This window comes from Patulibacter medicamentivorans, assembly GCF_000240225.1.
In the GTDB taxonomy this organism is placed as follows: domain Bacteria; phylum Actinomycetota; class Thermoleophilia; order Solirubrobacterales; family Solirubrobacteraceae; genus Patulibacter; species Patulibacter medicamentivorans.
On record NZ_AGUD01000124.1, the window covers coordinates 1 to 13322 of the forward strand.

The window sequence follows — 13322 nt, forward strand, 5'->3', positions numbered from 1 at the left end:
GACCCCGATCGTCGTCAACGACTCGCGCGGCTTCTTCACCAGCCGCACGATCGGGACGTTCCTCTACGAGGGGATGAACCTGCTGGCGGAGGGGGTGCCGCCGGCGTCGATCGAGCAGGCCAGCGGCCAGGCGGGCTACCCGGCGCCGATCCTGCAGCTGATGGACGAGCTGACGCTGACCCTGTTCCGCAAGGTCCGCGACGAGACCCGCGCCGCCGTCGAGGCCGAGGGCGGGACCTTCGACGACGAGCCCGCGTTCGCCGTCCTGGACCGGATGGTCCAGGAGCACGGTCGTCCCGGCCGTGCTGCCGGCGCCGGCTTCTACGAGTACGAGGACGGCCGGCGCACCCGCCTCTGGCCCGGCCTGATCGACGCGTTCGGCGGCGTCGCCGACCCGGCCGCCAACCCGGCCGCCGCGATCCCGCTCGAGGATCTGAAGGAGCGGATGCTGTTCCGCGAGGCGATCGAGGCGATCCGCTGCCTCGACGAGGGCGTCCTGGAGACCGTCGCCGACGCCAACGTCGGCTCGCTGCTCGGGATCGGCTTCCCGGCCTGGACCGGCGGCGTGCTGCAGTTCGTCAACGGCTACGCCGACCCCCGCGACCGGCAGCGGCGGACCACCGGCCCGGCCGGGTTCGTCGCCCGCGCCCGCGAGCTGGCCGACCGCTACGGCGAGCGCTTCGCCCCGCCGGAGTCGCTGGTTGCGCGGGCCGCGGAGGGACGCGAGTACCGCGACGCGCCGCTCGCCGCGTCACCGAGCGCCCGCGCGTAGAGCATGTGCCAGGTGACGTCCGACATGCCGCGGACGAGCTTCTCGATCTCCTGATCGCTCGCGTGGCTCAGCACCTGATGCTCGACCCGCTCGACCATCCACGTCAGCCAGGCGGCGGCCTCGTCGGGCGAGAGGGCCGGATCGACCCAGCCCTCTTCCTGGCCGCGGCGGACGTGGGCCTCCAACCGTGTCACGTAGTCGGACATGACCAGGTCGACCTCTCGTTGGAGATCGGGGTCGAACGCCGCGGCGTCGTAGACCGAGGACAGCAGGCGCGCGTAGGGCCGGTAGCCCAGCAGCACCTCGCGCAGGGCGCCGTGCAGCTGCTCGCGCGTCAGGCCCCGGCCGAGCGAGAGCCAGGCGGTCCCGGTCTCCTGCGTCTGGCGCATCGCGCGCCGGGCCCAGACCCGCAGCAGGTCGGCCTTGTCGGAGAAATGGGCGTAGAACGTCGAGCGGGCGAGGCCCGCCTCGGCCATCAGCCGCTCGACGCTGATTCCGGTGAATCCCTCGCCCTGCTGGATCAGGCGGTCGACGACGAGCAGCAGCTCCTCGCCGACGGCCGTTCGGCGCTCTTCCTCGACCGGGTCGCCCGGATCGGGCGGCGGGCTGCTCATCGCAGCCCCGCGTGCAGCGCGTTCCACACGAGATCGGTGAGCGTGGCCATGAGGCTCTCGGTGGCCGCGGCGTCGGCCGGCGTCACGAGCTTGGCGAACCCCCGCTCGGCCATGTAGGCGAGCCAGACCGCGGAGGCGTCCGGATCGATGTCCGCGTGGATGAAGCCCTCGCGCTGCCCGGTCCGGATGTAGGCCGCGAGGCCGTCCGAGGCCTCCTTCATCAGGTCGGCGAACCGCTCCCCGATCAGCGAGTCGTAGGACGCTGCCTCGATCACGGCGGCCATGGTGCGGTGCTGGGAGCGGTAGGCGTCCGCGATCCGCTCGAGCGCCTCGCGAAGGTCGCCCTTGGTCAGGTCGGGGCCGAGCGACCACCAGTAGCGCCCGGCCTCGACCACCGTCCCGATGGCGCTCTCCGCCACCTCGCTCAGGAACGTGCCCTTGTCCTCGAAGTAGACGTAGAAGGTCGCTCGCGACATCTCGGCCTCGCGCGCCAAGTGCTCGACGCGGATGTCGGTGAAGCGCGTCGACTCCAGCATCACCTCCAGCGCGCTCAGCAACCTACGACGGGCTTGCTCGCGTCGTAGGTGGCGGCTGCTTCTGGTGGTTCTGGTCGAAGGAGGCATCGGGTCGAGGTCGAGAGACTGTGAGTCTAGACGAGCATTCGGTTGACGAATCGGGAATGGCAATGCTGCGCCGGGGTAGGGTTCGCCCGATGAAGCCTGCGCGCGTCGAGCGTCGAAGGACCACCGACGAGGTGCGGGCGCTGATCGTCGAGGCGGCGGCCGGCGAGTTCGCGCGCCATGGCTACGGCGCCACCACGATGAGGGCCGTCGCCGTCGAAGCCGGGATCAGCGCGTCGGTGCTGCACCGGCACTTCCCGAGCAAGCGCAGCCTGTTCTCGGCGGCGCTGGTGAGCCCGTTCGCGGCGTTCCTCGAGGAGTTCGCGCGGGTCTGGAACGCGCAGGTCGACGCGCCGTGGGACGACGAGGCGCTGATGCGCGAGTTCGTGCGCGATCTGCATCGGCACCTGGTGCTCCACCGCCAGGCGCTCGCCGGCTTGACCGCGGCTGACGAGGCCTCGGCGCCCGACCTGCTGCACGAGCTGCGGGCGACGCTGGCCGACGTCGTCGAGCGCCTCCAGGCGATCGGCGCCCGAGAGGCGGCGACGCGGGGGTGGTTCTCGCCGGAGGCCGCGGCGACGGGGATCTGGCTGGTGGTCAACTTGCTGATCGGGATCGTGCTCGCGCGCGATTGGATGCCGGATCCGGCCGGGGCCGGCGTCGACGACGAGGCGATCATCGAGCGCGCCACGCTCTTCGCGTTGCACGGCATCCGCCAGGCCGCCGCCCCCTAGCCGTAGGCGCCCGCAGGGCGGCCGGCGCGCCCGCCAGGTTCGCCGTGGCCGGCGACGGTCTGCGTCCGGGTCGTCCTCCCAGGCGTCGACGCAACGTCTAGACGTTGCGAATTCTTGGCCCATTGCCCCGGTGGGTCCCTAGTGATGCTTGTCTGCACCGCGAAGAGGAGCACCAATCCGCCCGAGAACATGACGTTAGGACACACTGTCTGGACTTTGCGTCGCCCATCATGTACCGTGGCCGCGTGATCTGTGGAGGAGCAGGTTCGCGGCGTCTTCGCGCCCGTGGCCGGACGGGCGGATGGCGTGGCGAGTAGCCCGTCGTCGGCAGCGCCGAGCGTGCGACGCCGCGTCCGTGCGGCGGTGCCTCACGGGGTCGTCGAGTTCGGCGGCATGCTGCACCTCGCGGTCCTCTCGGCCCGCCGGGCGGTTCGCCCGCCGATCTCCTACGCCGCCGAGTTCGTCGACCAGTTCCGCTTCGCGATCGCGATCGCCGTCGGGCCGCTGATCATCACGTCGTTCGCGCTCTCGTTCGGCCCGGCGGGCATCCAGGCGTCGAACTTCCTGGGCCTGTTCGGGGCGCTGGACCGGATGGGCGGCATCTACGTCCTGATCGTCGTGCGCTTCTTCTCGCCGCTGGTGACGGCGATCGTGGTCGCGGGCGTCGTCGGCACGGCGATCACCGCGGACCTGGGTGCGCGAAAGGTCCGCGAGGAGACCGATGCCCTCAGCGTGCTCGGCGTCGACACCGTCAAGGCGCTGGTCGTTCCGCGGCTGCTCGCGATCCTCTCGGTGAGCGTGCTGGCCAACGTCTTCGCCCTGATGGCGGGGGTGGCGGGAGCGGTGCTCGTGGTGATCCAGAACCACGCCCCGCTGGGTCCGTTCTTCTCTGCCTTCTTCAGCAGCGCGACGACCCTCGAGCTCGCGGCGTCGTTTCTGAAGTGCGCGATCTACGGCTCGATGATCGCCGTCGTCTGCTGCTACAAGGGCATCAACGCGAAGGGGGGCGCGGAGGGCGTCGGCCGTGCCGTCAACCAGGCGGTCGTCATCTCGTTCCTGATGATCGGGGTGATCGACTACGTCTTCACCCAGATCCTGCTGGCGACGAACCCGCTCCTCTCGGAGGTCCGATGAGCGCCCGCGGGCGGACACGTGACGCGGTCCTGGCGGTCGGCGACGGGGCGGTCTTCGCCCGCGAGATCGTCGGTGGGGTGCTCGGCGGTCGCGTCCGGCGCTACTCCGGAGAGGTCCTCCGGCAGTCGAGCCTGCTGATCACCGGGTCGATGCTGGTCGTCCTCGGGATGGTCTTCGCGCTCGGCCTGGTGGTCGGGATCCAGGGGTCCTACGCCGCCCGCCAGGTCGGCGCGCCGTCCGTCGCCGGGGCCTTCGCCGCGATCGGGGACCTGCGCGAGATCACGCCCTACGCGTTCGGCTACATGATGTCGGCGAAGGTGTCGACGGGGTTCGTGGCCGAGATCGGCACGATGCGGATCACCGACGAGATCGATGCGCTCGACGTGATGGGGATGGACTCGGTCCTCTTCCTCTGCTCGACGCGGCTGCTGGGCTCGTGGCTGATCCTGCCGTTCCTCTACGCGCTGGGGATCGTCGTCGCCTTCGTCGGCTCCTACTTCGCCGTCGTCGTCCAGGTCGCCCAGGTCTCCCCGGGTGGCTACTTCGAGCTGTTCTGGAAGTTCCAGAGCCCGCAGGACTACCTCTTCTCCGGCATCAAGGCGATGGCGATGGCGACCTTCGTCGTGCTCGTCGGCTGCTACTACGGCTACAAGGTCCGCGGCGGGCCGGTCGAGGTCGGCGCCGCGACCGCGCGGGCGATGATCGTCAACCTCGTCGGCGTCCACTTCATCGGCATCGTCGGCAGCCAGATCTTCTGGGGCGGCACCCCGCGACTCCCGATCGGCGGATGAGCGGGCCCGAGATCACCCGTGCCGGCGGCCCGCGTCGGGTGGGCGCGCTGGGCCGGCGCGGCCGTCGCCGGCGCTCGCGTCGGCTGGCGCTCGGGGCGCTGGCGCTCGCGGTCGCGGCGGTCGCGGTAGTCCTGCTGGCCGACCGCGGTCCGTCGTACACGGTCCACGCCCGGTTCGCGAACGCGGGGCAGCTGGTCAAGGGCGGCCTGGTCGAGGTTGGCGGCGTGAAGATCGGGACGATCCGCTCGATCTCGATGGCCGACGGCGGCCAGGCCGACATCGCGATGGCGATCAGCGACGAGCGGTTCGTGCCGCTGCGGCGTGGGACGCGGGCGACGATCCGCTCGGTCGGGCAGGCGACGATCACCAACCGCTACGTCGACCTCGGCCCGGGGCCGCAGAACGCGCCCGCGCTGCCCACCGGCAGCGTGCTGCCGGCGAGCGACACGACCGGGATCGTCGACCTCGACGCGATCCTCAACGCGGTCGATCCGGCCGCCCGCCGTGCGCTCCAGGGCCTGCTCGCCAACAGCGCGAAGATCTACGCCGGCTCGGGGGCGCGTGAGTTCAACGCCACGCTCGCCCGGCTCGACCCGGCGATGGCCCGCGTCGGCGGGCTGCTGCGGGAGCTCGCCGACGACCGGCCGCAGATCGCCGAGCTCGTCCGCACCGGCGCCCGCACGGCCCAGGCCGTGGCCGATCGCCGCCCCGACCTCCAGGCCGCGATCCAGAACACGGCCACTACGATGCGGGCGCTGGCCGACCAGCGCCAGAGCCTCAGCTCGGTGCTGCAGCGCGCCCCGCGCGTCCTGCGACAGGCCAGCGGCACGCTCGAGCGGACGGCGGCGACGGCGGTCGCGCTCCGCCCGACCCTGCGCCGGGTGCCGGCCGTCCAGCCCGGCCTGCGGACGCTGCTGCGGCGGCTGCCCAAGACGCTCGGCCGCGCCCAGCAGCCGCTGCGGCAGCTCAACGGCCTGCTGGAGCCGCTGCGGACCGCGCTCCAGGGCGTCCAGCGCCTGGAGCCCCCGGCGGTCGCGGCGCTGAAGTCGACCGCGACCGGCTTCCGCAGCTCGATGGACGTGCTCGAGGGCCTCCGGTTCTACGGCTCCGACCTGCTGCTCGGCGTCGTCAACGGCCTGACCGGGATCTCCTCCGGCCAGTACAACCAGTTCGGGCACTACCTGAAGCTGGAGTTCATCCAGAGTCCGCAGACCGCCGTCGGCGGCGTGCTGGCGCCGATCGTGACGGGGCTGCTGGACAAGAACGGGGCGCTGCCGGGGATCTTCAGCTCGCTGACCGACCAGCGCAGCCGCTGCCCCGGGTCGAACGCCCCGCCGGCCGCCGACGGCTCCAACCCGTGGTACCCCAAGGCGGGCATCTGCGACCCGCGGCAGAGCATGTCGGCGCTGGTCAACAGCCCGACGGCGCTCTGCCGGCGCGCCACCGACTGCGAGGGCGATCGCCGGTCGCTGGAGCCCGACCCCGAGCCCGCGGCCCGGGCTCGACGGCGGGGCTCGCGATGAGGGCGCGCCTGCTGATCTTCGCGGCGGCCGTCGCTGTCGCCGCGATCCTCGTCGTTCGCGCCGGCGACGAGGACGGATACCGCTTCGACGCCGTCTTCGACACCGGTCGCGGCATGGTCCCCGGCCAGCTGGTCAAGATCGCCGGCGCCAAGGTCGGCGAGGTCGAGCGCGTCGCGTTGACGGCCGACCACAAGGCGCGGATGGAGTTCCGGATCGACGCGAAGTTCGGCCCGCTCCACGACGACGCCAGCTGCCGGATCCTCCCCGAGGGCTTCATCAGCGAGAACTACGTCGATTGCGATCCGGGGACGCCGTCGCGCCCCGACCTGCCGCAGCCGGCGGGGGCTGACGCGCCCACGGTGCCCGTCTCGCGGACGCAGGTCGCGCTGCAGCTGCAGCAGGTGATCGACACCTTCTCGCTGCCCACCGACCAGCGGATCCGCCTGATCCTGACCGAGCTGGGGATCGCGACCGCCGGACGCGGGACCGACATCAACGCGCTGCTGCGGAGGGCGAATCCGGCGCTGGCCCAGGCCCGCCGTGCGCTGAGCGTCGTCAACGGCCAGCGGCACGCGATCCGCGCCGCCGCCGGCGACACCGCCGGCGTCCTGCGCGAGCTCTCGACCCGGGACCGGCAGATTCGCGACTTCGTCGGCGAGGCCGCGGTCGTCGCGCAGGCGACGGCCGCCCACCGCTCGTCGCTGGAGCGCAGCATCCGGACCCTCCCGCCGCTACTGACCGAGGTCCGCGGCTCGCTCGGCAGCCTCCAGCGCGCCGCGGCCGAGCTGACGCCGACCGCGCGCAACCTGCGCGCCGCCGCACCCGAGCTGCGGACGCTGACCGAGCACCTGCCGTCGTTCGCCTTGCCCGCGCGCCGTGCCGTCCGCGCGCTCGGCTCGGCTGCCGACGCCGGCCGCCGGGCGATCGTCCCGGCCCAGCCCGTCGTGGCCGGCCTCCAGCGATTCGCCGAGCGCTCCGCGAAGCCGGTCGCGCTCGCCCGCGAGCTGGTGGCCAGCATGCTCGCCACCGGGGGCTTCGAGAACCTGCAGAAGGCGCTCTATGGGCTGACCCACCTGTCGACCGCCTTCGACGGCGTCTCGCACGTCCTGTCGGTCTCGGCCAAGATCTCGGCCAAGTGCCTGGTGGCCCCCGACGCGAGCTGCTACCAGCAGTTCGACCGGCCGGGCAAGGGCCGGGTCGTGCTCAACGACCCTGCGACCGTCCGCCCCGACGCGCTCCAGGACGGCCAAGCGCGGCCGCGCCGCCACAACGCCGCGGCGGCCCCGTCGCCGCGGACGCCTGACGGGCGGCTGCGGCTCCCCGATCGCACGCGCGCCGACCTCCGGGCCCTCCTCGATCGGATGCTGAAGTGAGCCGCCGAACCAAACCCCGCCCGCGCCGCGACGCCAGCCGCTGGTACCCGCTCGCTGGCTTCCTGGGGATCCTCGTCTGCCTGGCGATCCTCTACGTCGGCTTCACCGCCAACAGCGGCCTGCCGGCGGCGTCGACGTACGAGATCGTCGTCGACGTCCCCAACGCCAACCGGATGGTGAAGAACAACCAGGTCCGGATCGGCGGGGTCCGCGTCGGGCAGGTCTCGAAGGTCGAGGCGATCGTCCCGCCGCGTGGCGTCGCGCGCCCGTCGTTCGCCCGCCTGCACCTGATGCTCGACGGCGACGTCGCGCCGCTGCCGGTCGACACCGCGGTGAAGGTGCGCCCCGCCTCGGTGCTCGGCGCGACCTACGTCGACCTGATGCCGGGCCGCAGCCGGCGGACGGTCCCCTCCCACGGGACCCTGTCGATCGCCAACGCCCGCTCGACGGTCGAGATCACCGACCTGCTCGACCTCTTCGACCCGCGGACGGCGCGCAACCTGCAACGCGGGGTCGGCGACCTCGGCGTCGCGCTGGCGGGCCGCGGATCCGATCTCGGCACCGCGATCAGCGAGCTGTCGCGGGTCTCCGGTCCGCTCGCGCGGCTGATGCGCACCCTGGCCGCCCCCGAGACCCGGCTCGGGCCGCTGCTCGACGGCTACGCCCGGACGGTCGCCGCCTTCGACGCGGTCAGCGGCGACCTCGGCGGCCTGGTCGCGAGCGGATCGCGGACCTTCGCCGCGCTGGCGCGGGAGCGCGGGGCGCTGACCCGGACCCTGGACGTCCTGCCGGGAAGCGCGACGGCGACGACCCGGGCCCTGGCCCGCCTCCGTCCGGCGCTCGACGACCTCGCGATGATCTCGACCGAGCTGCGGCCGGCGTCGGCCCTGCTGCCGGCCGCGCTGCGCGACACGCGGCGGACCTTCGACGACGGCGTCTCGCCCGCCCGGCTGCTGCCGGCCTTCTCTCGGCCGCTGCAGGCCACGCTGAGGTCGCTGGAGCGCTTCGCGCGGCTGCCGCAGGCCGACGGGACCGTCCGCAAGCTCGACGACGCGTTCCAGGCCACCGGCAAGCTGCTGGAGAAGCTGACCCCGGCCCAGGTCCACTGCAACGTCCTCAGCGTCTGGGGCCGGAACATGTACGAGGCGTTCGGGACCGCCGGCACCGGCGCCGGCCCGTCCGTCGGCATCGCGACGATCAAGGCGCTCGGCAACAGCCCGCTCGAGCTGCTGCAGAACCGGGATCCACTGCCCAACCTGCACGTCAACTACAACCCGACCGAGGACGCCCGGGAGTGCGAGGGCGGCAACGAGCCCTACAGCTTCACCTCGCGCTCGCTCGCCAGCCCGCCGGGCCGGCAGAGCACCGCCCACGTCGAGACCCTGCCGCCGCCCGGCGTTCCCCAGCTGGCCGCTCGCGCGCGCCTCCTCGACACGCCCCCGGGGGAGCGATGATCGGCCTCTCGCGCAAGCGCCGGATGCCGCACGGCGACTCGCCGCGGCGGCGGGTCGTAGGCTTCGTCGTGCTCGGCCTGATCATCGGCGGGCTCCTGGCGATCGCCTTCGGGCGGAACGCCATCGTCGGTGGCGGCACGCCGATCCGCGCGGTCTTCGTCAGCGGCAACCAGCTCAAGCCCGGCAGCGCCGTGCGGATCGCCGGACTCGACGTCGGCCGCGTCACCGGCGTCCAGCCTGCGGCCGACGGACGGGCGCTGGTGACCATGAGCCTGGACGGGGACGCACCGCCGATCCACGTCGACGCGCGGCTCGCGATCCGGCCGCGCCTCGCCTTCGAGGGCAACTTCTACGTCGACGTCAGCCCGGGGACCGCCGGCACCGCGCGGCTGCGCGCCGGCGACACGGTGCCGCGGCAGCAGACGTCGGTCCCGGTCCAGCTCGATCAGGTGATGAGCACGCTGACCGCGCCGGTGCGGGGGGCGGCGACGTCCGCCGTCGGGGCGCTCGCCTCGGGTCTCGGCACCGGCAGCGGCGCCGGCATCGAGGCGCGTGCCGGCACCGGCGTCGCCGGCCTCCGGCGGGCCAACCGCGAGCTCAGCCGGGCGCTCAGCAGCGCCGGGCGGGTCAGCCGCGCCGCGCAGGGGACCGATCCCGGCGACCTGACGCGCGCGCTCGCCGGGGCCGGCGAGCTGACGTCGGCCCTGGCGCGGGACCCCGCCGCGCTGCGGGAGATCGTCACCAGCTACAACGGGTTCTTCGCGACGCTGGCCGACAACGACCGGAACCTGGCGGCCGGTCTTGGCGCCGCCGACGACCTGTTGCGGGTGGCCCCGGGGTCGCTGGACAAGCTCGACGCCCAGCTGCCCCGGATCCGGACGTTCGCGACCGCGCTGAACCCGGTCCTGCGGGACCTGCCGCAGACCCAGCGCTCGTTCAGCCGCGCGCTCGCCCAGTTCGCGACCCTCGTCCGCCGCGACGAGCTGCCGCGGCTCGTCGGGGCACTGGAGCAGCCGGTGAGGGCGCTCCCGGGCGTGCTCGAGCAGCTGCGGTTCCTGATGCCGTTGGTGACCCCGATCGGGCAGTGCATCGACCGCCGGGTGATGCCGGTGCTGCGCTCGAAGCTGCAGGACGGACCGCACACCATCGACCAGCCGGTCTGGCAGGAGTTCCTGCATATGGCCGCGAGCCTGACCGGCGCCTCGTCGGACTTCGACGCCAACGGGACCACGATCCGGGCGGGACTGGCGACGGGCGACAACGTCGTCCACCAGCTGGTTCCGGGCATCGGCGACACGATCTCGCAGCTGACCAACGGCGCGACCGGCGTCCGGCCGGCGTGGCTCGGGTACGGCGTCGAGCCGCCGATGCGCCCGGACCAGCCCTGTGCGAGGCAACCGCAGGTCGACCTGCGAGCGGCCGCGGCGCCGCGGTACACCGGAGCAGGCGATTGGGTAGCGAAGAACCCACTGGCGACGATGAGCCCGGCGCAGCAGCGAGTCGGGATCAACCGCGACATCGAGAGCGTTCGCCGCGCTCTGGCCCCGGCACGGAGGAGCGGTCGATGATTCGGCGCCTGCGAGAGAACGCCCGCTACGTCGCGACGATCCTCGCGCTCGCGGTCGTCGGCCTGGTCGCCGCGGGGGCCGTGCTCGTCAAGGAGCGCTTTCCGATCCCGTTCCGCGACGACTACGTCGTTCGGGTGGTGATCCCGACCGCCGACGGCGTGGCGCCGGGTCTCGGTCAGGGCGTCAACGTCTCGGGCGTCCGCGTCGGCTCGATCTCGGGAGCGCGGATCGTCGGCACCAACGCCGAGCTCGAGCTGGCCATCGAGCGCGACCAGCTGCCGCGCGTCTACCGCAACGCGCGCGCCGACCTGCGGCCCATCACGCCCGTCAAGGACATGGAGCTGGACCTCGATCCGGGCGATCGCTCGGCGCCGGCGCTGCCGCCGGGCGGAACGATCCCGGTCGGCCGCAACAGCTCGCCGGTGCCGCTCGCGGACCTGCTCTCGACCCTGGACGCCGACACCAGGACGTTCCTGACCTCGCTGCTGACCGGCCTCGGGCGGGGGACGAAGGGCCGCGCCCCGGACCTGCGACGGATCCTGCTGTCGCTCGGGCCCACGAGCGCCCAGGTCGGCCAGCTGGCGCGCGCGCTCGACGGCCGCCGCCGCGACATCGCCTCGCTCGTCCACGACACCGCCGCGGTCACACGCGCGGCGGCCGCCGACGGCCGGCTCTCCGACCTGGTGGTCGCCGGCAACCGCACGCTGCAGGCCCTCGGCCGCCAGGATCGCCCGCTGCGCGAGATCCTCGCCCAGGTCCCGGGGACCCTGCGGACCGCGGGAGCCTCGCTGCAGACCGTCGGGCAGCTGTCGGACCAGCTCGGGCCGACCGTCGAGGCGCTGACGCCCTCGCTGCGGAAGCTGCCGGCGACGTTCGCGGACCTGCGCGGGTTCACCGACGGCCTGACGCCGATGCTGCGCACGCAGCTGCGACCGCTCGTGGTCGAGGCGCAGCCGCTGGCCCGCCGGCTCGGGCCGACGCTCGACGCCCTCTCGAAGGTCACCCCGGGCATCACGCGGGTCGCGCAGGCGGCCAACTACGTCCTCAACGAGGTCGGCTACAACCCGCCCGGCAAGGACGAGGGCATGCTCTTCTGGCTCGCCTGGTTCGCCCATAACTGGAACTCGGTCGCCAGCGGCGGCGACGCCCACGGCGCGATCCTCCGCGTCGCGCTCAACGTCTCGTGCGAGCAGATCACCGGCGCGCTCGACCTCGCTCCCCTGTTCCGACTGCTCCTCGGAGCCAGCAACATCTGCCCCGTGACCCCGGCGCCCTGATGCACACCGCAGTCCCGACGCTCCGCAGGCTCCTGCTGCCGATCATGTTCGCCCTGCTGTCGATGGGCATCGCGGTCGCGATCTGGCGCTCGTTCGGCGGCACCGTCCCCTTCGAGGCGAAGGGGTACCAGGTGTCCGTCGAGGTCCCCGAGGCCGACGCGCTGTTCGCGAACTCCGACGTCCGCATGGCCGGGGTCTCGATCGGCCACGTCGTCGACGTGCGGCGGGCCGGGCGGCGGGCGAGGCTGACGCTGGAGGTAGATCCGGGGTTCGCTCCGCTTCGCCGCGACGCGCGGGTCCTCGTCCGCAACAAGTCCCTGCTGGGCGAGGGCTATGTCGAGGTCGCTCCCGGGGCGCGGAAGGCGCCCGAGGTGCCCGACGGCGGGGCACTGGCGTTCGCGAACGTCCAGCGCGCACAGCGCCTCGACGACGTCCTCCAGACCTTCGATCCCGCGACGCGCAGGGCGTTCAGGCAGTCGATGGCCGGGATGGCGCGGGCCTTCGACGGCCGGTCGCTGTCGGTCAGCGGCGTCCTCGGCCGAGCGCCGGCCGTCGTCTCCGACCTCGGGACCGTGGTCGACACGCTCAACGACCAGCAGCAGCAGCTCCAGCAGCTCGTCGCCAACGCGTCGGACGTCTTCGACGCGGTCGGCTCGCGCGCCGACGCGGTGCAGGACGCCGTCGTCCAGTCGCGGCGGCTGCTCGACGTCACCGCGACGCGCGACGACGACCTGCGGGCGACGATCGCCGCGCTTCCGCCGTTCCTGATCTCCCTCCGCCACGCGTCGACGACGGCCGCGACGGCCGCTCCCGAGCTGCGGCGGGCCGTCGCGTCGCTGCGGCCGACCGTGCCGTTGCTGCAGCCGGCGCTGCGATCGCTGATCGACGACACCCCGGTCTTCCGCCAGACCTTCCGACAGCTGCCGGGCGTGCTGCGAACCGGCACGACGACGCTGCCGGCGCTGACCCGCCTACTCGAGGTCGCCGGGCCGGCGCTCGAGCCGACCTACACCGGCACCCGCCAACTGATCCCGCTGCTGCAGCTCGCCGCGGCGATCCGGGGCGACATCCTCGGTGCGTTCGCCAACGTCGCGTCGATGACCAACGGGCAGGCGCGGATCTCGCAGGACAAGATCCGCAGCTACCCGGCGGCGAGCCTGACGGTCTGGAACGAGATCGTCGGCGGATGGGCGAAGAAGCTGCCCAGCAACCGGCAGAACCCGTATCCGGCGCCGAGCAGCGCCGTCAACATCAGCCGCGGCGGGCTCGAGGCCTACGACTGCCGCAACACGGCCAATCCCCTGCTGCTGCCGGCGACGGGCACCGGCGTGCCCGACTGCAAGCAGCAGCAGCCGTGGAGCTTCCAGGGCCGGATCGCGTCCTACCCGCGCCTGCTGCTGGCCCCGCCGTAGGCGACCGCCCGCGGCGACCGCGCTGCGACCCCCCCCCCCCCCCCCCCCCC

General features: G+C 73.2%; 12 protein-coding genes. 10 read left to right on the forward strand and 2 right to left on the reverse strand.

From position 1 onward, the window contains the following. On the forward strand, window positions 1-772 hold a 772-nt coding region (locus PAI11_RS09675), incomplete at its 5' end, for a 3-hydroxyacyl-CoA dehydrogenase family protein (protein WP_040599556.1). Here the strand turns inward: PAI11_RS09675 and PAI11_RS09680 are convergent. After that, on the reverse strand, window positions 667-1386 hold the full coding sequence (locus tag PAI11_RS09680) for a TetR/AcrR family transcriptional regulator (protein WP_050897183.1): 720 nt from the start codon (window positions 1384-1386) through the stop codon (window positions 667-669). The two genes, PAI11_RS09675 and PAI11_RS09680, sit on opposite strands and share 106 nt — an antisense overlap. Further along, a complete protein-coding gene (locus PAI11_RS09685) occupies window positions 1383-1943 on the reverse strand; it encodes a TetR/AcrR family transcriptional regulator (RefSeq protein ID WP_007573706.1) in 561 nt (186 codons plus the stop codon). The genes PAI11_RS09680 and PAI11_RS09685 overlap by 4 nt, the downstream gene beginning before the upstream one ends. A gap of 155 nt (window positions 1944-2098) precedes the next feature. On the opposite strand from PAI11_RS09685, the gene PAI11_RS09690 reads away from it, so the two are divergent. From PAI11_RS09690 to PAI11_RS09730, 9 genes are all read left to right on the forward strand, one after another. Beyond that, entirely contained in the window at window positions 2099-2740 is a 642-nt protein-coding gene (locus PAI11_RS09690) for a TetR/AcrR family transcriptional regulator (protein WP_007573708.1), read from the forward strand. Window positions 2741-3103: 363 nt separating this feature from the next. Then, complete coding sequence (locus PAI11_RS09695) at window positions 3104-3874, forward strand: MlaE family ABC transporter permease (protein WP_007573709.1); 771 nt, start codon at window positions 3104-3106, stop codon at window positions 3872-3874. Then, a complete protein-coding gene (locus PAI11_RS09700) occupies window positions 3871-4665 on the forward strand; it encodes an ABC transporter permease (RefSeq protein ID WP_007573712.1) in 795 nt (264 codons plus the stop codon). Before PAI11_RS09695 ends, PAI11_RS09700 begins: the two co-directional genes overlap by 4 nt. After that, window positions 4662-6188, forward strand: coding sequence for an MlaD family protein (locus PAI11_RS09705; protein WP_040599560.1), 1527 nt, complete (start codon window positions 4662-4664; stop codon window positions 6186-6188). Before PAI11_RS09700 ends, PAI11_RS09705 begins: the two co-directional genes overlap by 4 nt. Next, on the forward strand, window positions 6185-7561 hold the full coding sequence (locus PAI11_RS09710) for an MlaD family protein (RefSeq protein WP_040599562.1): 1377 nt from the start codon (window positions 6185-6187) through the stop codon (window positions 7559-7561). Before PAI11_RS09705 ends, PAI11_RS09710 begins: the two co-directional genes overlap by 4 nt. Beyond that, window positions 7558-9015, forward strand: coding sequence for an MlaD family protein (locus PAI11_RS09715; RefSeq protein WP_040599564.1), 1458 nt, complete (start codon window positions 7558-7560; stop codon window positions 9013-9015). Before PAI11_RS09710 ends, PAI11_RS09715 begins: the two co-directional genes overlap by 4 nt. Then, window positions 9012-10583 (forward strand): MlaD family protein, encoded by a 1572-nt coding sequence (locus tag PAI11_RS09720; RefSeq protein WP_040599566.1) that lies wholly within the window; start codon window positions 9012-9014, stop codon window positions 10581-10583. The genes PAI11_RS09715 and PAI11_RS09720 overlap by 4 nt, the downstream gene beginning before the upstream one ends. Then, window positions 10580-11860, forward strand: coding sequence for an MlaD family protein (locus PAI11_RS09725; protein WP_007573714.1), 1281 nt, complete (start codon window positions 10580-10582; stop codon window positions 11858-11860). Before PAI11_RS09720 ends, PAI11_RS09725 begins: the two co-directional genes overlap by 4 nt. Continuing rightward, window positions 11860-13272: an MlaD family protein gene (locus PAI11_RS09730; RefSeq protein WP_040599568.1), complete on the forward strand. Its 1413-nt coding sequence runs from the start codon at window positions 11860-11862 to the stop codon at window positions 13270-13272. Before PAI11_RS09725 ends, PAI11_RS09730 begins: the two co-directional genes overlap by 1 nt. Window positions 13273-13322 lie beyond the last annotated feature (50 nt).

Coding starts and splice junctions, on each gene's coding strand:
- PAI11_RS09680 (WP_050897183.1), bottom strand. CDS start 1,386: ATGAGCAGCCCGCCGCCCGATCCGGGCGACCCGGTCGAGGAAGAGCGC.
- PAI11_RS09690 (WP_007573708.1), top strand. CDS start 2,099: ATGAAGCCTGCGCGCGTCGAGCGTCGAAGGACCACCGACGAGGTGCGG.
- PAI11_RS09700 (WP_007573712.1), top strand. CDS start 3,871: ATGAGCGCCCGCGGGCGGACACGTGACGCGGTCCTGGCGGTCGGCGAC.
- PAI11_RS09705 (WP_040599560.1), top strand. CDS start 4,662: ATGAGCGGGCCCGAGATCACCCGTGCCGGCGGCCCGCGTCGGGTGGGC.
- PAI11_RS09710 (WP_040599562.1), top strand. CDS start 6,185: ATGAGGGCGCGCCTGCTGATCTTCGCGGCGGCCGTCGCTGTCGCCGCG.
- PAI11_RS09720 (WP_040599566.1), top strand. CDS start 9,012: ATGATCGGCCTCTCGCGCAAGCGCCGGATGCCGCACGGCGACTCGCCG.
- PAI11_RS09725 (WP_007573714.1), top strand. CDS start 10,580: ATGATTCGGCGCCTGCGAGAGAACGCCCGCTACGTCGCGACGATCCTC.
- PAI11_RS09730 (WP_040599568.1), top strand. CDS start 11,860: ATGCACACCGCAGTCCCGACGCTCCGCAGGCTCCTGCTGCCGATCATG.